Source organism: Campylobacter corcagiensis (assembly GCF_013201645.1).
GTDB classification, from domain to species: domain Bacteria; phylum Campylobacterota; class Campylobacteria; order Campylobacterales; family Campylobacteraceae; genus Campylobacter_B; species Campylobacter_B corcagiensis.
Genome location: NZ_CP053842.1, coordinates 710,909 through 735,443, shown reverse-complemented (window position 1 = coordinate 735,443; position 24,535 = coordinate 710,909). Strand labels below are relative to the sequence as shown.

Annotated in this window: 16 protein-coding genes; 2 read left to right on the top strand and 14 right to left on the bottom strand. The window is 32.7% G+C overall.

Annotation, left to right across the window (positions count from 1 at the left end):
• Positions 1 to 61: 61 nt before the first annotated feature.
• The 11 genes from CCORG_RS03875 to mltG form a co-directional block, all read right to left on the bottom strand.
• Entirely contained in the window at positions 62 to 7,105 is a 7,044-nt protein-coding gene (locus CCORG_RS03875) for a hypothetical protein (protein ID WP_025803562.1), read from the bottom strand.
• 92 nt (positions 7,106 to 7,197) lie between these two features.
• Positions 7,198 to 7,635: a hypothetical protein gene (locus CCORG_RS03870; protein ID WP_025803563.1), complete on the bottom strand. Its 438-nt coding sequence runs from the start codon at positions 7,633 to 7,635 to the stop codon at positions 7,198 to 7,200.
• The gene (locus CCORG_RS03865) at positions 7,635 to 8,591 is read right to left on the bottom strand and encodes a prepilin-type N-terminal cleavage/methylation domain-containing protein (RefSeq protein WP_025803564.1); all 957 of its coding nucleotides are present in this window, start codon (positions 8,589 to 8,591) and stop codon (positions 7,635 to 7,637) included. The genes CCORG_RS03870 and CCORG_RS03865 overlap by 1 nt, the downstream gene beginning before the upstream one ends.
• A complete protein-coding gene (locus tag CCORG_RS03860) occupies positions 8,591 to 9,457 on the bottom strand; it encodes a prepilin-type N-terminal cleavage/methylation domain-containing protein (protein ID WP_025803565.1) in 867 nt (288 codons plus the stop codon). Before CCORG_RS03860 ends, CCORG_RS03865 begins: the two co-directional genes overlap by 1 nt.
• Before the next feature lie 246 nt (positions 9,458 to 9,703).
• Positions 9,704 to 10,249, bottom strand: a complete 546-nt coding sequence (locus CCORG_RS03855; protein ID WP_034971671.1) for a 2-oxoacid:acceptor oxidoreductase family protein — start codon at positions 10,247 to 10,249, stop codon at positions 9,704 to 9,706.
• Entirely contained in the window at positions 10,246 to 11,091 is an 846-nt protein-coding gene (locus tag CCORG_RS03850) for a 2-oxoglutarate ferredoxin oxidoreductase subunit beta (protein WP_025803566.1), read from the bottom strand. Before CCORG_RS03850 ends, CCORG_RS03855 begins: the two co-directional genes overlap by 4 nt.
• Positions 11,081 to 12,217 carry a 2-oxoglutarate synthase subunit alpha gene (locus CCORG_RS03845; RefSeq protein WP_025803567.1) on the bottom strand — a complete coding sequence of 379 codons (1,137 nt, stop codon included), beginning with the start codon at positions 12,215 to 12,217 and terminating at the stop codon, positions 11,081 to 11,083. Before CCORG_RS03845 ends, CCORG_RS03850 begins: the two co-directional genes overlap by 11 nt.
• The gene (locus tag CCORG_RS03840) at positions 12,214 to 12,528 is read right to left on the bottom strand and encodes a 4Fe-4S binding protein (RefSeq protein WP_025803568.1); all 315 of its coding nucleotides are present in this window, start codon (positions 12,526 to 12,528) and stop codon (positions 12,214 to 12,216) included. Before CCORG_RS03840 ends, CCORG_RS03845 begins: the two co-directional genes overlap by 4 nt.
• 65 nt (positions 12,529 to 12,593) lie before the next feature.
• Positions 12,594 to 13,409: a lactate/malate family dehydrogenase gene (locus CCORG_RS03835; RefSeq protein WP_025803569.1), complete on the bottom strand. Its 816-nt coding sequence runs from the start codon at positions 13,407 to 13,409 to the stop codon at positions 12,594 to 12,596.
• Between the two features lie 11 nt (positions 13,410 to 13,420).
• Positions 13,421 to 15,592 (bottom strand): NADP-dependent isocitrate dehydrogenase, encoded by a 2,172-nt coding sequence (locus CCORG_RS03830; RefSeq protein ID WP_025803570.1) that lies wholly within the window; start codon positions 15,590 to 15,592, stop codon positions 13,421 to 13,423.
• Between the two features lie 42 nt (positions 15,593 to 15,634).
• A complete protein-coding gene (mltG, locus tag CCORG_RS03825; protein WP_025803571.1) occupies positions 15,635 to 16,585 on the bottom strand; it encodes an endolytic transglycosylase MltG in 951 nt (316 codons plus the stop codon).
• On the opposite strand from mltG, the gene CCORG_RS03820 reads away from it, so the two are divergent.
• Together CCORG_RS03820 and CCORG_RS03815 are read left to right on the top strand one after the other, a co-directional pair.
• Positions 16,533 to 19,094 carry a YhdP family protein gene (locus tag CCORG_RS03820; RefSeq protein WP_025803572.1) on the top strand — a complete coding sequence of 854 codons (2,562 nt, stop codon included), beginning with the start codon at positions 16,533 to 16,535 and terminating at the stop codon, positions 19,092 to 19,094. The genes mltG and CCORG_RS03820 overlap by 53 nt on opposite strands.
• A gap of 10 nt (positions 19,095 to 19,104) precedes the next feature.
• Positions 19,105 to 20,166 (top strand): tyrosine-type recombinase/integrase, encoded by a 1,062-nt coding sequence (locus CCORG_RS03815; RefSeq protein ID WP_025803573.1) that lies wholly within the window; start codon positions 19,105 to 19,107, stop codon positions 20,164 to 20,166.
• Here the strand turns inward: CCORG_RS03815 and CCORG_RS03810 are convergent.
• Genes CCORG_RS03810 through CCORG_RS03800 form a run of 3 tightly spaced genes read right to left on the bottom strand, consistent with a single transcriptional unit; the run spans position 20,139 to position 24,474 of the window.
• Positions 20,139 to 21,179 (bottom strand): UDP-N-acetylglucosamine--N-acetylmuramyl-(pentapeptide) pyrophosphoryl-undecaprenol N-acetylglucosamine transferase, encoded by a 1,041-nt coding sequence (locus CCORG_RS03810; RefSeq protein WP_034971675.1) that lies wholly within the window; start codon positions 21,177 to 21,179, stop codon positions 20,139 to 20,141. The two genes, CCORG_RS03815 and CCORG_RS03810, sit on opposite strands and share 28 nt — an antisense overlap.
• On the bottom strand, positions 21,176 to 22,345 hold the full coding sequence (locus CCORG_RS03805) for an FtsW/RodA/SpoVE family cell cycle protein (RefSeq protein WP_025803575.1): 1,170 nt from the start codon (positions 22,343 to 22,345) through the stop codon (positions 21,176 to 21,178). The genes CCORG_RS03810 and CCORG_RS03805 overlap by 4 nt, the downstream gene beginning before the upstream one ends.
• A complete protein-coding gene (locus CCORG_RS03800; protein WP_051487281.1) occupies positions 22,342 to 24,474 on the bottom strand; it encodes an FtsK/SpoIIIE family DNA translocase in 2,133 nt (710 codons plus the stop codon). Before CCORG_RS03800 ends, CCORG_RS03805 begins: the two co-directional genes overlap by 4 nt.
• Positions 24,475 to 24,535 lie beyond the last annotated feature (61 nt).

Here is a 24,535-nt window from a genome sequence, read left to right as displayed (position 1 = left end):
GCTAGAAGTAACTTTTAAAATTATTAAAAGTTAAGAGTGCAAATCTGCACTCTTAACTGACTTACCAGTTAGTTCTAGGTGTAAGGATTTGTTGAGAATTTTGTATATCGTTACCTGTTCCATTCTCATCGTAGTTTAGGTAGTTTCCAAGAATATCTCCGGACTTAGTTGTACCTACACCACCCCACCTTCCAGTTCCAGGAGCTGTTTTAGCAAGTGATAATATAAACTCGAAGTAATTATATTTTGTTGAAGTTACACCACACTTACTAGATTCTTCTCCAGTATACAATAACCATGGCTCAGTCTCTACTTCTATCACATACCATTTATCTACATCTGAAGAGAGGTTCAGTTTTTGGAATTGCCTAACTGAAGTAATAACACCATTATCATTTTCTACATCTTTTGTTTCCATGCTTTTACTAGGATTTAACCCAGAAACCTCATATGATCTAACGCATGAACCAGCTGGTTTACTATTTTCAATATATCTTATCACAAAATCCTTACTTCCACTATGATAGAGTTCTGATGGATTTTGATAGAAATTTGTTCTATTAGGATTTTTATCACCAACATAGTAAAGTTTGTCATTAACACCAGTTACATTTTTATTTAAATCATCATCATTGGCTATCAAAGACAACTTAGGACTAATATCACCCGATCCATTATAATCAAGATAAATCATAGAGTATACATCTACATTTTGTTCATCTCTTATGCCTTCAACATAGTCTATATCCCAAGTATACTGATTTTTCTCAGCATTCACATAGCCATAATAAAAATCTAATGGTGATTTATTGCTAACATCAGCTAAATTAGAAAACTTAATATTTTTAGCTTTTATGCCGTCAGTTTTAATTTCATATTCTGTTATCTCGTTATCTGTATCAAGCCCCTCTTCAAAATGATCAACTGCACTATTTTTCTTAAAGTCTTGAGCATATATTACTTTAGGATTTAGTGGAGTTTTAACACTTCTAGCAAAATTTATTTTTATAGTGCCGTTGTTTTCTCCATTTATAAACTCTTCCTTAGGAGCAACAAATACTGGAAGTCTATAAGGTGTGGTTTTGTTATTTTCAAACATGTTCTCAAGCTCATCAAATACATTGGTAATTGAACCTTTTCCACTGTTTTTAACAAAATTTATATTTTCTATCTTTTTATACTTGTCTCTTTTATCTGTGAAATGCTCTATGCCACCACTTGCTGAAAATTTAATACCCTTTGTAAGGTTATCATCTGCATCGTAGTCTGCCTTTTGTTCAGCTAATAATGTTACATTTTTATAGCATCTTGAGTCTAGGATATTATTTTTACAAAACTCAGCTCTATTATATAATTTACCACATCTATTTGCTGAAGAAATCTTATCGGCATTATCATTACAATCAAAAGTAAAATCAAGTCCAAATATCATATCTCTTGAATAACAACCGCCATTATAAAGAGTGGTTGTTATATTATGCTCTTTTCCATTTATTGTTGTTGGTACAAATGCTTTTGATAGTATAGTCATATCTGCACCCATTCTTTTAGATGCTTCAAAATCATTAAAGTATGTATATTCGTATACTCTACCGTCATTACTCCTAGTTGTAGCATCATCAAGACTTACTATATCAGTCTTAAGCGTATCGTAAGTAAATTTTAGAACTAAATCTTGATTATCAAGTCTGTTTTCTGTTACAACTGAGCTACCTATGCCCAATAGATCAAATTTTTGATCATTATCCATACCGATATAACAACCAACTTTACCTTTGTTATTTTTAGTTTTATATGTATAGTTACCTTCTATACATCCAAACCCAAAATCAGCTCTATCATCAGCAGTCCAAGCACTATCAGTAAGTCTCATTCTAGCATATCCTATATTGTAGTAGTTAAGAGCTCCTAACTTACCTAGGCTGACATCAGAATACTTCTTGCTATTGTTAGCCTTTCTTTTTAAGTTATCTTTTGTAGTTATAGAGTTATATGTTTTTATCTCATCAGCTAAATCTTTTTCGTACTTAAAATCAGCTATTAAGTTATTTGAAGATTTTTCACTTCTATCCCACAAAGTATTTATAGCAACTCCTGCTGAGTTACTTACATCAGTGCTACTTTTTGCATAAAAAATCTCATCGCCTTTTAAGTATACATTTGCTACTTTTTCATTTAAACACTCTTTTGTGGATAACTGAGCAAATATAGTACTTGGTTCTGGTTGTTGTTCTTCTTGTGATTTATTTTTATCAAATGTACTTGGCTGTAGTAAAGCATCATATCCTAAAACATAATTGCCATCCTTATCTGATGGATATATGTTTGATTTAAAATCACTAGCAAGTTTACTATCACCAGCAGTATATAGATCTTTTACCTTTTTTGATAGTTTAAAGTAAGCTGGTCTTACAGCAAATTCATCACTATTGCAGATGTTTATTCTATAAACTTCATCTTTAATTTGCTGGTCATTGTCCGCACTACACTTTGATTGGCAAGCTTTTATCTTTTCCATGTCTCTTATGCCATCTTTAGTATTATTTTTTATACAATCATACTGACAATTAGTAAGTGTTTCTTGTCCGCTTGGTATATAACTTACAGCAAATGTATAATCTTTCCTAGCTAAGCCTATATCTACTTTTTTCATATCTATAATAGGTTTATCAGAATTTTCATCAGAGAAAAATTCATAAGAGTTATATGCATGATCTTTGCTTTTATCATCATTTATTAGGGTTATAGTGCCATCTTCACCTACTTTTTTGGCTTTATCATCACCCATAGCAAAATCTTGAAAATGCTTAAACTGAAACCACTCTTTTGAGCTTGAATCATAGCTGTTCTTAACAACATAATCGCACTGTTCTTTTTTAGTGGCTTTACCTGTTTTAGCAAGTGCACTATTAGTAGTAAGAGTCGTAACAAACACTCCATCTAGTCTTGAAAATCTATTAACGAATTCATCTTTAATAGGTGCTTCAGTATCTTGTAAATCTTTTTTAGCTTTTTCTAGTTTTTTCTTAATGTCTTCTAGATTTTGTTCTAAATCATTTATTTTTGAATTTAAATCATCCACTTTTTTCTTAGCATCATCAAGAGCTTTTTTACTAGCTTTATAAGCAGCTTCTAACCCAGAGTCATCTTTATTTGCATCATACTTATTTTTTGCTTCATTATATGCTGTTTGTGCATTTTGTAGTGTTTTTTCTGCCGCTGAAAGCTCTGATTGTTTATTGTAGAGCTCTTTTTGTGTTTCTATTCGTTCATCATCGGTCTTTTTTATCTCCTTTGCCTGCTCTGCTCTATCTTTTTCAAATTTCTCTATTTTAGCAGCACAACCTTGATCAGTAGGGTTTGATCCCTTGCCACAAAGCAGCTCAGCTAATTTATCATCACCTAAAATATTTGTGATTCTTGTATCATTCATATCAGTTATATTTTGATCATAAACCAACTTAAGATTAAATGGCTCGTTTGCTACTTGCGTATATAAGCTAACATCATCTCCTTTTTTTTCATAGTTTTCATTTACAACTATCAAGCCCTCTACAGGAACAAGTTCTACTATGTTAGTATCGTTGCTACCGATTGGATTTGGGCATTGCTGCATTTGAAGTTGATAGTCCATAGTAACACCTTTTAAAGAGAAGCTGTACTTATAAACTGGCTCTTCATAGTAGCCACCTATCCTAGTTTTAAATTCAACATATGCTTTTGTGTCTTTTGTAAGCGTACCACCAGAGATACTATTTCCCACTTTAACTCCAGCACCCTTACCTAGGTATAGTTCATAGTTTTTACCTTCGAGTTTGTTATAGTATTTATTAGCTCTGCTGGCTTTATTATCTTCTATAGACTCTAGGTTATCAAAGCCAGTTGGGTCGTGATCACCTGGGTTACTTACCTTAGTAGAATTATCTATATATACAAGGTTTCTTGATAGTTTTGGAACTATAACAAGACCTTCTGAGTCGTAAGAGTCAGAATTTTTGTGAATAGTAAAATAGACTTGATTTCTCAATGTTTCATTTGGTGTTACAACAAAACCATCTTTTCCCCTAGAGCTCTTACCTGCCATATTATAGACTGTGCTGTAGTAGCAAACTTCAGGGACATAAAGATCTGTTGAAAAAGCTATAACACTTGGGTAGGTTTGTTCACCTGAAGTATTATGAGCTAATACACCATATTGAAAATGGATATTAGTTTGTTCTGGCACCATGAACTGCGTTTTCTCATCAGGATTTTTAAATTTATTTAAGATATATGAGTTTATAGATATGGATCGCCATTTGTTAGGATCTATAACTGATACATCATTATCTCCTGGTTTTACAATAGCTCTACCACCTGAGAAGTTATATCCATTTGTTATACTGTTATATGCTTTTCTAAGGTCGTTTGGATTGCCTTTATATGAAACTGCAAATTTATCTCCTGGGTTAAAGTAGTTTGCGTTTGATGCAGCATAAACTGTGGCTTTAGCATCATAGTTCTTTTGCCTTGGAGTATAAAAACCACCTATATCAAAGTCAAGATATGCACCTTGAGGATTATTTATATCTGGGTCATTAAGTGCGGCAAATCCATTAAAAATAGTAACATTTTTAGGTTTATAAAATTGATATGTTTTGCTCTTTTTATCAGGCATTTCTTTTGCTACATTGTCATTGCTATAAACGATAGTTAAAAGATATGAGCCAAAATTTGCTGTTAGCCAACCACTTTTAAACTCCCTACCTAGATGCCAAAATGCTCTTCCATTTATAACTTCTCCATCAGAAGTTAAAACATCACCACCAATTATTGGTAGTTCCCAGATATCTCCTGATGATGAGTTATTCGTCATAGAAAGAGCGTTTTTAACATAATCCGTTACATCAGCACTTGCAGAGTATATAAACCATAAAGAGCCTTGCCCGTTTGCTTGAGTGTTGTCAAGTGACATAGTGTAGTATATATCCTCATCTCTAGCTTCTACTTTTGTAGTTTCGCCATTTCCTACTTTTAAGGACATATTGCGATATCCACCTAGTTCTTTTCTTGCAAGTTCGGCTATGTTTAGATTATCTCTTGAATTAGTGTTTTTAGCTGGTGCTTTAGTTGAGATATAGTTATATCCCATACAAAAATTTGCCATTTCGCATTTATCTTTATTTTTATCACAATAACTTGAATTGTCAGTTCCATACTCCCAAGCTTTACAAGTTTTTACATTTTGAACACACTGGCTTGGATTTTCTTTACAAAATGTTTCAGTATCTTCTCCAACGCCACCGCTTAGAGATATATTTTTCCAGCTAGGTAGGTTTGCCTCGCATCTCTCAGGATATAAATCACACACAAAACCTTCTGTTGTGCGTTCAGTAGTTCCTGGGGTTGAGACCTCTTCTACTTTTTGAAGCCTACACATTTTTTGAGATATTCTATAACCATCTATATAGCTACAATCCCTTCCTGCTCCTGGGCATTCTAGCTTTATACTAGGAAACATTTTTGTATTGATTTGCTTAGCAAGGTCTGGATTATTTGTACCAGCAAAGCGAAGCGAATTTTCATAGCCTTTTATATTATCACTAGTTAATTTATCACACAAAGAAGTATTATTTTTAAGAATTTGCTTACAATCTGACTTTACATTTTCTAGAGTATTTTTCATTTTATCATTGTGATACGCATAGCCAAGACCAGTAGAATATCCATGTAGGCTGCTCTTATCAAAACATAAAAATGTAACTTTTGGAACTTTAACTGTTGGACCAGCAATTATCTCTTTTTTTTCTACTATTAGACCTTCTAATTCTTCTTGTGTGTAGGGTTTATATATAGGATCATCTGAGTATCTATTACAATCTGGATTATTTCCAAATTTTTCATTACACATCTGTCTAAGTGAAGTTTTTCTACTAGCCACATCTTCTTTTAAAAGCTTTGTTGTATCTGGTTGAATATCAATTCTAACAGGTGCAGGTTTGCTCTCACTAACAGGATAATAATAATCCTCATAATTCCCTAACATTTTATCACAATCTGCATTTGGAAATTTTTCTTTACACTGTTTAATAGCATCAGAGGAGATAGGCTTTAGATTAACTTTTTTCATCCATGGGGAAACGCTTTCATCTTTACAAGTAAAAAAAGCTTTTGGCTTATTTGAGACTGGTTTTTCACCATTTTCCACATAGGTCACATAGTTTCCTGGATCATTATATTTTTTAAGATCTATGAAGTAATCATTACCTTTTACTGGGTCGTAAACACCATTTTCCACCATACTTGGTATGGCACCGCAATCCACATCATGCACCTTGCGACTTTTAAGTGCATTTTCGCAAATATTTCGTATCCAATTTGGAGAGAGTTGCTTCTTATCAGATTTTAAGATCAACTGCTGTGCAGAATTTGTACATGTTAATTCAAATACATTATTAGCAACCTTTGAGTTTGTAAAATTTGTCGTATGGATGCTTCCCACCCATGTAACACGGGCGTATTTGATATACTCAGGCTTTATACTAGCTGGTAGATACATAGTACTTTTTTTACCATTTAGCTCAAAGTCACTACCACCATCTTTTTCATATTCTGCAGGTTCAAAGTCCATACGTCCTACAGCATTTTTAAATTTCAAAACACTTTCCCCAGCAACAGCGTAGTCTCCATAAACTAAAGATGAGTATGAGGGGTCTGTTTTAAAAGATGAGAAAGAACCAACCCTTCCATCTTTACTAGGTATATTTGTTTGGTAATAAATCGGAACACCAGTTTTCATTAGTTTTTGATAGCCTTTACCTGTACAATCAGTATCTTCCCAGCAATGATCATTTTGCCAGTAGTATCTACTTCTAGTTGAACTACATCTATCTTTATATTCGAGAGCTTTACACTCATTTTTGTTTAAATTTCTACCATTACCATAAAATAGATTGAGATTTCCCATTATAGAGCCATCTTCTGCTGGTGGACAAAATGCAGCACCATTTGGGCAAGGCGTTCCACCATAATCACCTGGACTCAAACCATCGGCATTAAGACTTGATGACAAAAGCACCAAAGTAAAAGTAGCTAATAAATTTTTGAAAAACACACTTGTTTTCATGACTTTTCCTCCTTAAAAGGCTTAAATTTATAAAAACTCTACTTGTAGAACTTTTATAAATTTTAGAGCATTTAAGCTCTAAAATAGTTTACTTATGGTCTTTGTATAGTCCTTCTGTGAAACCTTATAGGTTCAGGGCTAACGCCTGATGCAGTACTAACCACAACATCAAATATTGCTATATTATCTCCTTTGCCACTTTTTACAGAATAAGTAGATACTGCACCACCTGACCTGTTTTTACATCCAGTCATAGCACTATCAAGATATGTAATATCAACATTAGCACTAAAAGTATCATCAAATTTTATAGTCAGGTTATCCAAACAATTTTTTGAATAGTCATTTCTTTGCATAGCAAGAACCGTAAAGTCTATAGCGCTTTTTGCGTATAGCTCAGCTTGCTCTCTTAAGTATAAATTTACAGTTTGTTTGCCTGTTTTAGTTGAGAAGTTAAGTGATAGCATACCAAGAGTTGCTATTATAACCACAAAAAATATCGCCATTATCAAACTAAATCCTCTTTTCATTAGAACACCGCCTTTGTTTTACAAGCAAAAAAGTTATAATTCTCACTAGGGTCTGTGATACATATCTTCATCTCCATAGCTCCATCAAGTCCTCTAAATCTAAACAGAGTAACATTTTCTAAAAGCAAAGCACTTTTAGTATTAGCATCTGAGTAGGCCTCACCAGCCCAAGGCTTATAGTTATAGTACAAAACTAGATTATACAACTGCATTCCATTTGCTGTACCGCTAGGTTCAGGAACTATAGCATAAGCACTATGTGCTAAGTGATACATATCTGTTATCTGACCTAAGTTAAAACTACTATCTGTTCGAACTTTAAAAGTATCTTTACTATCTATATCCACACGCATTATTTTATTAGATTTCATATCTGCTGCTTCACTAGAATCTTGATAACCAAAACCATTTTTACTCTCTCTAGCATTATAGCTTAAAAGGCCAGAAAAAATCAAAGCTAAATCATTTTTATTACCAACTAAAGTATTAAGAATATTTTCTGTGTTATTTAAGTTACTACCTAGAGTTTTTATTGTATTACCACCACTAGCACCTAAATCAACATATCCACTCCAACCAATCGTATTAGCTAAAGTAGTATCTGATAAATTTCTAGTCTCTACGCTAGAACCTATCCACTCAAGAGCTAGACTTCGGTCAGCATGGACAGGAATTCTATGTGCATTGTACAGCCTGTCATTATTATTGCCCGCTATTATGTCTCTTGCTATGACAGATTCTGGAATTCTATCACTAAGTCTTGAAGAAATTTGCTCTAATGCTATCTCTGTCCTAGACTCAAGGTCATCAACAACTCTTGTTATAGCATAGTTTTTATAAATATTTAGATAAATATCAGAAGCTATTGTTGCTAATATACCAACGATAACAATTACTAGGATAAGTTCTATCATAGTAAAGGCTTTTTTAAGTTTATAGTCTATCAAAGCTCTCATTATTTCCATTCCTTCTTATATACATTTGGCGTACCAACATTTGCAGCAAATGACTTAAGTATCACACGCCGACTTTCTTCTTGTGGTAAACCTGCGTCTATATCATCTTGAACAGTTGTGAGAATTTCTATAAATTTAATATTGCTTATAGTATTAATTCTTCCACCACCAGTAGCGGCTGTCTTAATATCTGCTTTTATAGTTTTTCCTGTTGGATTGATAAAATTTTTATCATCAAAATAAGTAACGGTAGTAGCAAAATTTAATCTAAATATAGAATCAGAATTATTTCCTTGAAAACTACCAATAAAATTTCCACTAGGTCCACTAAAATCATCAATATCATTCATATCAGGGTTAAGACCAAATGAGTTTTTAAGAAAATCAGAAGAATTTGATGATGGGATGGCCACATTAACCCCTCCTGCACTCCTATCTCCAAAAGACCTTGATAGTTCTCCATCAGTAACAACCCCACTTGCATTATAATATACACCTGGCGCTTCTGCATAATTAAAAATTGGTGCACTCCACTCAGTGGTCTTAAAATTATTTACAAAAAGAAGTGCACCAGCAGTTTCTCTTTCAAAATCCCTAGCTATATTTTCCCAAAATGGTGCATTATTACAATTCGCAGCATCAGCGATACTTTTAGTACGACAGTTAGCTGCAATATGTGTACTATCAAATGGTCTTATCATAACCTTACCCATCAATGCCTTTGACTGAAGTACAGCTTCTTGCTGTGATACAATAAAGCTATTTGAGCCTAAAGAGCTGCTTACTATTCTTGGCAAGGATGCAATCGAAATAGCAATAATAACTATAGCTAAAACAAGCTCTATCATAGAAAAACCTCGTTTCATACATGTCCTTTTAATTTATTTACTTAACACTTTAAGTATAAATGTCTATATTGTACTATAAAGTTATGAAAAATAGAATAAAAAATTTTATTTTTTTCAAATTAGTGCTAAATTTTACAATTTTTAAATGAAAATATATAATAAAATTTAAATTTAATAATAGAAATTTTACACACCAAAATAGATTATTTTAAATTTTATAAAATTTCTATTATCTATACAAAACAATGGCTTTATCTTTTAAATTTATTTTGCAGCCAGTGCTGCTTTTACTCCAAAATCATAAGCTTTGGCATTAATTTCTTTTGTTTTTTCTGGAACAGATGAGAGCATTTTAGTTTTTACTAACTCTAAATCCATTACACCAGTTAAAGCTACAGCCACACCCAAAGCAACAACACTTTGGGTTATGACATTTCCAACTTCATCTTTTGCGATAGATATGATAGGAATTTCATAAATTTGCCACCTTTTTCTATCTTCATCGCTTGGAGTTACCAAATTGGGTTCTATGACCATTATACCGCCATTTCTTAAGCCATCTTTGTAAATTTGATAGCTTTTATTAGCAGTTGCTAACATAAAATCAATATTTCCTTCATCAGCATATGGATATCTTATCTCTTCATCATCAAGTAAAATATCAACCTTTGTTGGACCGCCTCTAACTTGCGAAGTATAAGTTGATGCTTTTACGCCGTATCCACCATCTTTTATCTTTGCAGCAGCTAAAATTTCCCCTGCTAAAATAACGCCTTGCCCCCCAACTCCTACAAATCTCAGCTGTTTCATACTATATCCTTGAAATTTATCGCTGTGTTTTCTTGATATGCATCTATAACTTTAGCATAAGCTTTAGTGTACTCTATATGGCTACTGTCTTCGTGAAGTACACCTACTGGAAATTTCCCAACTTGCTCTTCTTTAGTCAGTTTATCAAATTTGATTTTATTTACGCACATACCATCTATCCATTTGAGCATATCAGTAGCTTGTGCCATTTTGTTTTTTCTTCCTAAATTTACATGACAATTTGAAAATATATCAAAAAAGCTATACCCATCATGCTCAAAACCTTTAACAAAAAGCTTAACAAGGCGGTCTGAGTTTATGACATTTTCTCTACCTACAAAAGTCGCTCCTGCTGCGATTGCAAGTTTACAAGCATCAAAATTTGGATCAATGTTACCTTTATTTGCCGTAGCAGTCCAAAAGCCCTTTGGTGTTGTTGGGCTAGTTTGAGAGTTGGTAAGTCCGTATATGAAGTTATTTATTAAGATGTGATTTAGTCCGATATTTCGTCTACAGCCATGAATTGTGTGATTTCCGCCGATTGCCAAACCATCGCCATCTCCAGTTATAACGATAACATTTTTAGTTGGATTTGCTAGTTTTATGCCGGTTGCGTACGCTATGGCCCTGCCGTGAGTTGTATGGACAGTGTTACAGTTTATATAGCTTGAAAATCTTCCAGAACACCCTATTCCACTAACGATACAAACATCCTTACTATCCCAGCCTAGTGTATCCATAGCTCTAATAACTGCTTTTAGTATCACACCATCCCCACAGCCCCAGCACCATAGAGTTGGAAGCTTATCTGTCCTTAAATATTTATCATAATTAAATGCCATTTTCCATCTCCTTAACCTTAGCTATTATCTCATCAGGACTTATTGGGCGACCATTTGCCTTAAGTAAAGTATAGATATCATCTCTTTTTGTGGTTCGTTCTATCTCGCCTAAATACTGACCCAAATTTAGTTCTATAACTAAGAGCTTTTTAAATTTAGAACCAACCTCTCTTAGCTTTTCAGCAGGACTTGGCCATAGAGTTATGGGTCTAAAAAGCCCTACTTTTATACCCTCATCTCTTCTTAGGCGATCTATCGCTACTTTTACACTTAAATTTAGGCTTCCATACGCTATAATACAAATTTCAGCATCTTCTAAAAAATACTCTTCAAATTCTAAAATTTCATCTTTATGGTTTAAAATTTTATTAAAAAGCCTTTTTATATTATAGTCAACTATAGTGCCATCTTCAGTTGGAAAACCGCTATTTCCGTGATGAAGTCCGGTTATGTGGTAGTTATAACCTGTAAAAAAAGGATTTAGTATGGCTGGTTCGTCTTTTCCTGCTTTATATGGCAAGTACTCGCTTGGATCTTCTTTAAATACAGCTCTATTTATAACTTCAAGGTCTGAAATTTCAGGAATGCTCACCTTTGCTTGCATATGCCCCACAGTCTCATCTAAAAGCAAAAATACAGGAGTCATAAATCTCTCAGCTAAGTTAAATGCCTTTATTGTCATAGTGTAGCACTCTTCTAAATTTCCAGGTGCTAAAGTTATGCTTTGAAAATCCCCGTGAGTTGGGTTTTTAGCCTGTAAAATATCACCTTGAGCGACGCGAGTTGGAAGTCCAGTTGAAGGACCACCACGCATAACATTTATAATAACAAGTGGAATTTCAGCTATAAAAGCTAGTCCGATTTGCTCAGCTTTAAGTGAAATTCCAGGTCCACTACTAGCTGTCATCGCCTTAACTCCGCTCATAGAAGCACCAATAGCAACCGAAATGCCTGAAATTTCATCTTCCATCTGGATAAAAGTTCCACCATTTTTTGGTAAGAGTGAGCTCATTTCGTGAGCTATCTCACTAGATGGAGTTATAGGATATCCACCAAAAAACCTACATCCGCACTCAACTGCAGCCTTTGCCACAAGAGAATTTCCAACTGCTATAAGCTCTCTCATTTATCACCTCCAAAATCCTCTGGAAGCATGTAATTATTTGATTTTATCGCTTCACTTCTAGCTTTTGACTCTTGAGTTAGTTTTGCAAATTTAAAGCCTTTATCAGCTACAAATATAGCAAAATCAGGACAATGCGTCTCACAATCCCTACACCCGATACAGGTACTAGCGTCAATTACTTCTATCATAATGCCTTGAATGGCACTTGGTTCATATCTCATAGCTAAAGTCCCACTAGGACAGTAGCTTACACAGATATTGCATCCCTTACAACGACTCTCATCAGTCCAAACCGCAACTTCTTTTTCCATAAATTTTTTCCTTAGCTTTCTAAAATGCTAAATTTTATAACTGTTTTTTAAATATTATTTAATTATCACTCCAAAAGAGATATTTTGTCTTTTAAATTTGTAACATCAATCTTTGGAGATTTTAAAATTTCACTAACCTCCATATCTTTTAGCAAAACCTTTTGTCCATACGATACGCCCCTGTTTTCATCAATAACCGAACATATCACAACTCCACCAAATTTCAAAGCCTTTATCATCTTATAAACAGCAGCTGCTGGAGCAAAATATGCTGAACTACCAGTTAGCTTAGTAATAACTTGACCAGCTTTTTTAGTCTCATCAGATATAAAATTTGGCTCTACAATCATCTCATCATCATGCGTACCTAATACATAAGCACTATCTTTAAGGGGTGAAATTTGCTCTTTTTTAGCTAAATTTAAATTTGCTCTTGCTGAGTCTAACTCTCCTGCCATACCTATAACCTTACTAGGCTTAAAGCCACTTTTTTTATAAGCGTAGTAAGTAAGAACATCAAGAGGATTTGTAACCATTATCATAGTAGAATTTGGTGCAAATTTGGCTATATTTTGTGAAATTTCGCCTATTATACTAGCGTTTATTTTAAGAAGATCATCTCTAGTTTGATCTAGCTTTCTAGCAACTCCAGCTGTGATAACTAAGATGTCAAAATTTCTAATAATTTCATAGCTTTTAGAGTGATTGATTTTGATATCTTTTTTTAAAATAACACTCATAGTTTCTAGATCTAAAGCTCTACCTTTTACAAAATCATCCCTAATATCAATAAGTGAAATTTCAGATACAAAATCACTTAGCATAAGCAAACTAGCAAGAGCTGAGCCGATATTTCCAGCTCCTATGATTCCTACTTTCACGAATTTTCCTTTTAGTTTATGATATCGTTTAAGGTTTTGCTAGGTCTCATAACTAAAGATGCTTTTTCATCATCAAATTTATAATACCCACCAAGATCTACACTTTTTCCTTGAACGCTTAAAAGCTCATCATTAATCTTTGCTTCGTTGTTTTTAAGGTTTAAAGCTAAGTCTGAGTAGATATTTCCAAGCTCAGTTTTAGTTAACTCATCAGCAAAATACATAGCTAAATAAAAGTGTGAGTTTCTATTATCTGGTTCTCCTGCTCTTCTTTTAGGACTTTTATCCTCTTTTAAAAACCTTGAAACAGCTTTATCTAAAGCTTTGGCTAAAATTTTAGCATTTTGTGTGCCTAAATGTTCAAGACTAACGATTAATGCCATAAACTCGCCTAAACTATCCCATCTTAGGTGGTTTTCACTTACTAGTTGTTCAACATGTTTTGGTGCTGACCCACCAGCTCCAGTTTCAAACATACCGCCACCATTTAAAAGCGGAACTATTGAGAGCATTTTAGCACTAGTTCCAAGCTCTAAAATCGGATAAAGATCAGTTAAATAATCCCTTAAAACATTGCCAGTTACGCTTATAATGTTTTTACCTTCTCTTATGGTTTGATTTGTTTTAAGCGTTGCGCTAAATGGATCTAAAATTTCATAATCAAAGCCTTTTAAGTCATACTTTTTTAACTCATCTTTTACAAGCATTATTAAATTTCTATCATGAGCTCTTTTTTCATCTAGCCAAAAAATTGCTTTTTCGCCCGTTAGCTTTGCTCTATCAAAGGCTAGTTTTACCCAGTTTTTTATAGGCTCACTTTTAGTTTGAGTCATTCTAAAAATATCGCCCTTTTCTACTTCAAATCTGAAAATTTCTTCACCATTTGAGTCATTTACTATGATTTGTCCATCACTTTCTATGATAAAAGTCTTATCATGGCTTCCATATTCCTCGGCTTTTTTAGCCATAAGACCGATATTTGTCACACTTCCTATTTGGCTTGGATCTAAAGTGCCATTTTCTTTTAAATCCTTAATCATCGCCTCATAAACTACAGCATAACTCTTATCTGGAATAACAGCTAAAGCCTCTACTTCTTTAGCATCTTTATCCCAAAGTCTGCCACTATTTCTTAGCATAGCAGGCATTGAAGCATCAATTATCACATCACTTGGAACGTGAAGATTTGTTATGCCTTTATCACTATTTACCATGCTAAGACTTGGTCTTGAAGCGTAAATTTCATCAAATTTAGCTAAGATTTTATCTTTTAGTTTTGAATTTTCTATTTTTATAAAAAGATCGCCTAAGCCGTTATTTGGATTAACTCCTAAGGCCTTTAGTTCACCTTGAAATTCAGTAAAAACCTCATCAAAAAATCCCTTTACAAAGTGCCCAAATATAACTGGATCGCTTACTTTCATCATTGTTGCTTTTAGGTGAACTGAGTATAAAAGGCTCTCATCTTTAGCAAGGTCTATGCTTTTAGCTATAAACTCATCAAGCTTTTTTGCACTCATAAATGTAGCATCCACAACTTCACCAGCTTGGATATTTAGCTCTTTTAGTAGCTTTTTATCGCCATTTTTAGGAATAAATTCAACTTCTAAATTTGTACTGTTTTCAAAAATTTTAGACTTTTCGTTTGAGTAAAAATCCCCGCCATCCATATAACAAACTTTTGTCTTTGTATTTTTATTCCAAACGCCGTTACTATGCGGGTTTGCTTTAGCGTACTCTTTTACAGCGCCAGCAGCTCTTCGTATGCTATTTCCCTCTCTTAAGACTGGATTTACTGCACTTCCTAGAATTTTAGCGTAACGCTCTTTTATTAAACGCTCTTTTTCATCTTTTGGCTCATTTGGGTAGTTAGGAACCTTAAAACCCTTATCTTGAAGCTCTTTTATGCAATCTAAAAGCTGTGGTAAAGAAGCTGAGATATTAGGAAGTTTGATGATATTTGCATCGCTTTTTTTAGTTAATTCTCCTAAAATTTGAAGGTAGTCTTTAACTTTTTGATCTTCATTTAAATACTCAGGAAAATTTGCTAAAATTCTCCCTGCTAATGATATATCAGCTGTTGTGATATCAATACTTGCTTTTTCTAAAAAGTGCTTGATGATAGGATAAAGCGAGTAAGTCGCTAGTGCCGGTGCTTCGTCAGTGTAAGTGTAAATAATCATATTCTATCCTTTTTAAGTTTTTTGAATTCTATCATAGCTTTGTTAATTGCTTAATTTCCTTTGAATTCTTACTTGTTCATTGTGTTCTTTTAAGGTTTTAGTAAACACATGTTTTCCTGTTTTCTTATCTCTCATAAAGTATAAATACTCTGTATCAGCTGGATTTATAGCAGCTTTTATAGCATCAACTGAAACTGTACAAACTGGGCTTTTTGGAAGTCCATCATGGATATAAGTGTTAAATTCACTTGTGTCGTTTCTAATGCGTTCAGGCGTTACTTTTTGGTGTGAAAATTCACCATAATTTAGCGTTCCATCCATCTGAAGTTTCATACCTTTTTTTATACGATTATCAATAACTGAACTAACAACTCTCATCTCATCAGCATCTGCTGCTTCTTTTTGGATAACGCTAGCTTTAGTTATTATTTCAAGCCACTTAGTTTTATTATCATCGCTTAGTTTTTTTGATAAGCTTTTATGAATTTGGTTTGATTTTTCTACTAAATTTTTAATAATTCCTTTTTCATCTAAGCCCTTTGCCATATGATATGTTTCAGGAATCAAAAAACCTTCATAAAAAGGCGCTGTAGCGTTATACTCACTTTCTAACTTTATAAAATCAAGATTTTTATTTTTTGCAAGCTCTTTTAGAAAAACAATAGTCGTCTCGCCAGGAATTAGCGTAATATCCATAATAGCAGGTTTAGCTGTAGTAAGCTTATATAAAAAGTCTATTTTAGTTAAATCCTCACTTCCGATATCTAAATATCCGCTTTGAACTTTTCCAAGACGATCTAAGATATGTGGATCAAGTGGGGTGAAATTTGTATAAGCAGTAGAAAAATGTGTTATAATCTTAGTTGCACTTCCTTTTGGAACTTCAACGATGCCCTTAAAAGGCACAGGTGCAACAAGATTGGATAAAAAAGTAAATATTATGATAAAAGCGATATCGAAAATAGCAAATGTTATTGTTAAGATTGTTCTCATTTTAGGCATTGCCCTTTCTGTATGTTTTATAGCTATAAAGCATGGTATAAACATTGATGAGTTTAGCCACGAAAAGTTTAGCTTTAAAGGATTATATATAAAATTAGATAAAAAGTTAATATTAAAAGCTGAAAATATAGAAATTTTTGACTCTAATGATACAAAAAATAACAAAAAAGGCTACTCTGCTGTAGAACTTGATAAGATAATAAATAACTTTAAATATATAAGAGAGTATTTTAAAGAGATCGATCTAAAATCAGTAAAAATAGCTAAAAACGAAATTTCAGCAAAATATAAAGATGATATATTTTTTATAAACACACCTTTTCTTAAGGTAGATGCAAATCTAAATAAAAAAGGAAATGAATTTTTAATAGCCATAGATGAGCTATCTTTTAAAGATGCAAATATAACTCTAGCTGGAAATGGCAAAGCAAATTTAATAGACGATAGTTACTCATTTGATGGATTTTTTGTAGGATATGGAATAGCTGGAAAGCTTGATTTTACGCTAAAAGATAGTCTTATTAAGTATGAAGTATCAAACGCTGCTGCTACAAGTCTTGAGGATTTAACTCTTTGGCTTATGCAAATAGGACAGCTTGATGAAGAGGTATCAAAGTGGATATATGGCAATGTTGTTGCTTTGGAGTATGAAATAGAGAGCCTTAAGGGAGAATTTGATATAAAAACTCTTAATTATCATCCAGATAAATTTAAAGGCGTAGCAAAAGCAAACTATGTTTGGGTTAATTTTCATAAAAATAGCCCACCAGCCATCGCAGATAGTGTTGATATCAAATTTAAAGATAAAAAACTCTATTTTGATCTAATAAATCCTGTTTTTGAAAGCAAAGATTTAAATGGCAGCAAAGTTAGTCTAGAAGGCTTTATGGACAAACATACAAAAGTTTATATAGATTTAAAAACGAATAGTTTGCTTGATAATGAGATATTAAATGTCATAAAAAATTTTGGTGTCAAACTACCGCTTTTACAAAAAAGTGGCAAGCTTAATAGCAATCTTTTAATAACGCTTGATATCAAAAAAGATACCACTGATATAAGTGGAAATTTCAATCTGCAAGATAGTAATATTGAGATATCTGGGGTGAGCTTTTACTCAAAAAGTGCTGATATAAAGATAGATAACTCAAAAATCACTATAAATAATGCAAATTTAAACTTTAATAAAATTTTTAACGCAAACAACATAAATGGGATAATAGATACAAAGACAAATAAAGGAAATTTCACTACAAATTTTAGCCAGATAAAACTATCAGATATCTATGATAGAAAAAATTTAAACTCAAAAGTAATTCTTGATTTTTCTGGTAAAAATACAATTATAGATGTAAAAGAACTTGGAGTAAAGCTAAATTTAGCCAAAAACCAAAACACAATAAATCTGCCAAATATAAGCGAAATTGCACCCTACTCTAATCTTTTAAACAACTTAGGAATAAAAAGTGGAAATGTTTTAGTTACAACTAAGGATTTTAAAAATTTTATAGTCACTACAGAAAATGTAAATTTTGATATGCCATTTTTAGTAAATGAAGCTCCATACTCTAATGATAGCTTTACTATAAATATCTCACCAACTGTCGTTAGTGGCAAAAGCTTGAGTGGGAAGCTAAATTTCGTCGTTAAAAACGAAGTTGTAGATGTTGATGTAAACGGAATTGATCTGGTTTTAAGTTTTAAAGAAAATAGCAAAACTTCGGAATTTCCAAAGGTAAATTTTAGAGGAAAAAACTCAGATATTATATTTAAAGATATCGGTAAAAGCCTAAATTTAAGCTCATATAGTGGAAATTTGTATAAAAAAGATATAGATTTTAGTGCTAAAATGATACCACAAGGCGATCTATTTTTTAAAACAGATAAAAATATAGTTGTATTAAATGGTACAAATTTAATCGGAGAAAGCGTTAATAACTTTCTTGGAAGAAATAGCTTTAGTGGTGGAAATTTAACCATCAAAGCAGTTGGAGAAAACCTTGATAACTTTAATGCTGAGATTTTGATGCAAAATACATATCTAACGGATTTTATCGTATACCAAAGAATGCTAACTTTTTTAAACACCATTCCATCTCTTGCTTCGTTTAAAACTCCTGATTTCAACGAAAAAGGTTTTACTGTAAAAGATGGTAAAATTTACTTTTCAAGAAAAGGTAATGATATCCACATTCAAGGAATGAATTTTCTTGGTACTAGCGCAGATATCGCTGGAATTGGTGATATCGATCTAAAAACAGGTGCTTTAAATATTGATCTTGAAGTTATGTATCTAAAAGATGCTAGTAGTTTACTACAAAACTTACCTATAATTAACCAAATTTTTCTTGGTAGCGATAGAACACTTTCAACTATAATTGAAATTCGTGGCACCACAAAAAACCCAGTGTACTCAAATAAAGTCGCAAAAGATATACTTATGAGCCCTTTTAACTTAATAAAAAACATACTTGAACTTCCAGCATCGATATTTGAGTAAGGAGTAAAATTTGAAGTATAAACTAGACTATAAAGAAAACTTTAAAGCCTCAGCAATTTTTTGGCTAAGTAGATTTATAAAGTATAAATTAAGCTCACTGTCAAATAAAGAGCTAAAAGATCCAAAAGCACTAAATAGTGTAAATTTTGCATTAACTAAAGGCGTAGAGACTCTTGATGAGCTTGATGGGCTTGTAAAACAAGCTAGAAATGCTGGAATTACGGGCATAAATACCTACTTTAATCCGCTCAAAAAAATCTTTGAAACTATATTTTTCTATGAACTTGATAGTTTTAAGCAGATTGATGAGGAGTTTTTAAGCGAAGTTTTAGCTAGTGTGACAGGTGGACTAAGTGATGCAACTAAGAAAAACTACCGCATAGCCACGCTAAATTTTTTCTCATTTTTAGATAAACAAAATGAAGAAAATCAAGTAAGTCATAACTTTGGTATAGAGTTAAAAAACTGGGGTGGTATAAGTGGAAGTATGGGAACAAAACTTCCTGAATTTATGAGCGAAGATGAGTTAAAAGAATTTCTTGATGCTGTAGAAGCAAGTGATTTTAAAAAAAACACAAATAGAAACAAGCTTATTATCAAAGTTATAATCTTTACTGGAATACGTGTTAGCGAAGCTTTAAACCTTAAATTTAGAGATATTAGCCAAGAAGGTGATCTTTTTATTTTTAGGATAAGGGGCAAAGGCAATAAATATAGAATCGTAATGGTAAAAAAACATCTCATAGAAGATCACTTAAACGCTTTAGAAACACACTATGAAAATAAAGATGGCTTTGTTTTTATAAATTCCAAAGGACGCCCTTTAACTCAAGCATATGTAAGCCGTATAGTTGAGCAAATTCTCTTTAAGGCTGGAATTAGAAAGGCTAAAAATGGCGCTCATATGCTTAGGCATACTTTTGCTACGATGCTATATAAAAAGCATAAAGACTTAGTTTTAGTCCAAGAAGCCTTAGGTCATGCAAACCTAAATACATCAAGAATTTATACTCACTTTAATAGCGATAAACTCCGCCTTGCTGCTCAAACAGCAGAGGAATTTATGGAATAACCCAGCTTAATAAACATATCATCAACTATGGTTTTAGCAGCATTTGGGCTTAAAATTTTGCTTAAATTTTTACTAGTTGTAGCAATGTCATAAGATAGTATTTCGTCTATGAAATTTTGTGAAATTTCATCTTGTCTAAAAATCTTAGCCAAATTTGAGTTAGCTAAAAATCTAGCATTATAAAACTGATGATCATTTGCAGCGTAAGGAAATGGTATAAAAATAGCTGGAAGCTTATTTGCACATAGTTCCCAAAGAGTTGAAGCACCACTTCTGCTTATGCACAAATCAGCCATATTCATCTTAATGTCAAGCTCTTTTGAAAAGGCAAAAACATCAGCTTTTATAGAGTTATCAGCGTAAAATTTAGCCACTCTTTCAAAGTCTGCTTTTCCACACTGATGAGAGATTAAAATGTCTTTTTTTGTTAAATTAAGAGCTAAATCAAGAGCTAAATCATTTATAAATTTAGCACCTTGAGAGCCACCTAAAAATAGTACCTTTTTAAGACTAGTTCTATTTCTTGCTGATTGAAAAAATCTACCACCTACTGGATAATCAAATTTTGGCTTAGAATACGAGCTATAAAATCCTTTTGAAAATGGCTTAAAAAGCCTGTTTAATCTCCCTATAAAGGCGTTTTGTTCATGGATAAAAAGTGGAGTTTTTGTAAAAACACAAGCAAAACAAGCTGGACTTGCGCTGTATCCACCAACGCTAAAGACTGCTTTTATTTGATGAGTTTTAAAAATGTTAGCACACTCTTTTGATAAATTTAAAATGTTAAAAAGTGAGCTAAATTTAGCTAAACCTTTTTTATTTATAACCCCGCTACTTTGTAAAAAGTAAGTTTTAGAAAACAGATTACTACCTTCAAACCACTCTCTGTCTTGACCATGAGTTGAGCCGATAAATATAGTCTCAAAGCCCCTACTTTTTATCTCAGTAGCTATAACTTTAGCTATTGCCAAATGCCCACCAGTTCCACCACCTGTAACAACTATAGAACTCATTTAATACCCAACTTTGAATACTTTGATATCATTAAAATTAACCCTATGGATGTACAAGCTGCTAAAAGATGGCTTCCACCATAACTTAAAAACGGTACGGCTATACCCTTTATAGGTATAAGTGAAGTAATGCCATATCCATTTATCATCATAGTAAATAAAAACATCAAAGCTATACCCATGCAAAAAAGATAGTAAACCTTATTTTGTGATCTCTCGCCAATCTTAAAAATTCTATATAAAAGAATAAAAAATAGCCCCACAACAAAACAAATCCCAACAAAACCCATCTCTTCAGCAATACCTGCTAAGACAAAATCGGTGTGAACTTCACTTAAAAATCCAAGCTTAAAAGTTCCAAGTCCAATTCCTTCTCCAAAAAATCCACCATTATTTATAGCATTTATAGAGTGAGATACTTGATATGGTGTTTCTCCACCTTCAACTTGAAGCCTTGAAGCAATATCATCAGGTAAAAAAGATAGTACAATATCTTGAGAACCTGCCCACCAAGACATTATTCTATCTATTCTATGCTCGCTTGTATTAATAGCCAAAACAACAACAAATGCTACAAGACATACACCAAAAATAAAAATTTTAAAACTAGTCCCAGCTAAAAGAACCATAAAAATAAGCACAAGACCAAGAACAACAATTTGCCCAAGATCATTTTGAAGTACGCCTATAATATAAATAATAATCATAAAAACAACAATATATGGCATCAAAGTCATTATCTCAGCACCAAATGTTTTTTTAAAATTTCCTATCTTTCTTGTAAAACTCCAAGCTAAAAAATATATAAATCCAATCTTAAAAAACTCAACAGGAGCAAAGCTAAAACCCGATAGTCTTATCCATCTAGCAGCACCATTTACCTCTCTAACAATAGAAGATGGCAAAAAAGGCATTATAATCATCAAAAAAAGCATAGATAAAAACATAAACAAACATAGTGGTGTTAAAAATTTATATGGATTTATTTTTGATAAAACCCACATAAGAAAAATTCCAAAACTTCCAACTATAAACTGCCTTATAAAAAAATGAAGGTGGCTATAGTCAAAAAGAAGTACCGTAAAAACACTAAGCGATAGCGAAAATACAATGCCTATAGCTACCAAAAAACATGTAGTATAAAAAAGAATTCTATCAGTTTTCACAATATCTCACGCTGACCTTTAGAATTTGGCTCACTTAAAACACCTGTTTTTTCAAGCTGTTCTATTATGGTAGCTGCTCTATTATAGCCAATCTTCAAGCGACGCTGTAAGTAACTAATAGAAGTCTTTTCATCACTTAGTATTACCTCTTTTGCTTCATTATAAAGCTCATCAAGTTCTAAAGCTTCATCACTGTTAGATGAGCTTGAAGTGCTACTTTCTTCATCAACTAAAAAACTCTCATCATATATAGCTGGACCTTGTGCTTTTAAAAATTCCACAACTTTTAAAATTTCTTCTTCGCTAGCAAAAGGAGCATGAAGTCTTATAAGACCAGGACTTCCTGGAGGTGTAAATAGCATATCACCACGCCCTAGTAAACTCTCAGCTCCCATTTGATCTAATATTACTTTACTATCAATTTTTTGACCTACTCTATAGCTTACACGAGATGGTAAATTTGCTTTTATAAGCCCAGTTACGACATTTACGCTTGGACGCTGCGTTGCAACTATAAGATGAATGCCGCTAGCTCTTGCCATTTGAGCAAGACGGGCGATATAAAACTCAACATCCTTACCACTTACCATCATAAGATCAGCAAGTTCATCTATTATAACAACTATATAAGGCATCGTCTCTAGGCCCTTTTTTGTAGCTTTTTGGTTGTAGTTTTCTATGTTTTTAGTATGCGTACTTGCCATTGTTTTATAGCGTCTTTCCATCTCAGCTACTAAATTTGCCAAAGCAGTGATAGCTTTTTTATGGTCAGTTATAACTGGCGTTAAAAGATGCGGTATGTCGTTATATATACTAAATTCAAGCATCTTCGGATCTATCATTATAAGCCTTAGAGTTTGTGGAGAATTTCTATATAAAAGACTTAAAAGCATAGCATTTATCCCTACACTTTTTCCACTACCTGTTGTTCCAGCTATTAAAAGATGAGGTAGTTTTTTAAGGTCTGTAACAAATGGCTGACCTACTATATCCTTACCTAGTGCGATAGTTAAAGGGCTGGCTGCACTTTTATAAATTTCACTTTCTAAAATTTCTTTTAGATAAATAGTCTCAATATCTTTGTTTGGAATCTCAATTCCAACTACATCTTTTCCAGGAATTGGAGCTTGTATGCGAATAGTTTCAGCCTTTAGTGCCATAGCTAGATCATCTTGTAAATTTAAAATTTTACTTACTTTGACATCAGCAGCTGGACGGAATTCAAAAGTAGTAACAACAGGACCTGAGTAGGTTCTAACAACATCACCATTTATCTTAAACTGCCTAAGTTTATCTAAAAGATCAAAAATTTTCTGATCGATCTCTGCTTCATCCACGGCTTTTTTCTTTTTTGGAGGGTCATTTAAAAATTTAAGAGGCGGTAACTCAAAATCTTTAACTTTAGGCACACTTCCTTTTTCTAAGTTATCTAGAAGTTTTTTGTTTTCAGCTATTTCACTAAGATGTTCTACTTTTTTAAATTCATTTTTAGCCTCTGGTTTTAAATTAGAATTTTTTGTAATTTCACTACTAAAATTTTCTAAATTTTGTGATAACTCCTCATCTTTTGAGATGTTTTCCACAAGCCCTACATCTATCTCTTTTGGTTTTTTTCTAGATTGAGATTTAATATCTGGCTTAGTAGCAGCCTCTTTTACTTCTAAATTTTCATCATTAGAGGGGCTAGTATCTATTTTTATCTCTAAATCTTTTTTTGTAGATATGAAAGCTTTTTTTATGATAACAGCAATTTTTTCTTCAAAAATAAGCACTAAAGAAAGACCAAATATAACTGCTATAAATACCCACATTCCAGCACTTCCTATCATATCCTTAAGACCTGATACAATGTAATAGCCTATCCTTCCACCATTTATTACAAATATATTTGCTTGAGCTATCAAAATGGTAAAAAATAGAAGTATAAGCCCTGAAACAAGCTCTATAAATCTAAAATTTATCTTTTTTATATGTCTAAAAGTAAGATATAGTAAAACAATCCCAACAACTGGATATATATATGCAAAATAACCAAAAAGTAGGATATTTTGCTCACCAATAGCCACGCCAAGTGTTCCAAAAGCATCAGGACTTAAAGATATAGTAGCAAACTCTACAAACAGAAGAATTCCAGCAGCGATAATAAAGATAATCTCTCTTAAAATAGTATATTCCTTTGTTAAATTTAAA

Coding starts and splice junctions, on each gene's coding strand:
- CCORG_RS03875 (WP_025803562.1), bottom strand. CDS start 7,105: ATGAAAACAAGTGTGTTTTTCAAAAATTTATTAGCTACTTTTACTTTG.
- CCORG_RS03870 (WP_025803563.1), bottom strand. CDS start 7,635: ATGAAAAGAGGATTTAGTTTGATAATGGCGATATTTTTTGTGGTTATA.
- CCORG_RS03865 (WP_025803564.1), bottom strand. CDS start 8,591: ATGAGAGCTTTGATAGACTATAAACTTAAAAAAGCCTTTACTATGATA.
- CCORG_RS03860 (WP_025803565.1), bottom strand. CDS start 9,457: ATGAAACGAGGTTTTTCTATGATAGAGCTTGTTTTAGCTATAGTTATT.
- CCORG_RS03855 (WP_034971671.1), bottom strand. CDS start 10,249: ATGAAACAGCTGAGATTTGTAGGAGTTGGGGGGCAAGGCGTTATTTTA.
- CCORG_RS03850 (WP_025803566.1), bottom strand. CDS start 11,091: ATGGCATTTAATTATGATAAATATTTAAGGACAGATAAGCTTCCAACT.
- CCORG_RS03845 (WP_025803567.1), bottom strand. CDS start 12,217: ATGAGAGAGCTTATAGCAGTTGGAAATTCTCTTGTGGCAAAGGCTGCA.
- CCORG_RS03840 (WP_025803568.1), bottom strand. CDS start 12,528: ATGGAAAAAGAAGTTGCGGTTTGGACTGATGAGAGTCGTTGTAAGGGA.
- CCORG_RS03830 (WP_025803570.1), bottom strand. CDS start 15,592: ATGATTATTTACACTTACACTGACGAAGCACCGGCACTAGCGACTTAC.
- CCORG_RS03820 (WP_025803572.1), top strand. CDS start 16,533: ATGATAAAAGCGATATCGAAAATAGCAAATGTTATTGTTAAGATTGTT.
- mltG (WP_025803571.1), bottom strand. CDS start 16,585: ATGAGAACAATCTTAACAATAACATTTGCTATTTTCGATATCGCTTTT.
- CCORG_RS03810 (WP_034971675.1), bottom strand. CDS start 21,179: ATGAGTTCTATAGTTGTTACAGGTGGTGGAACTGGTGGGCATTTGGCA.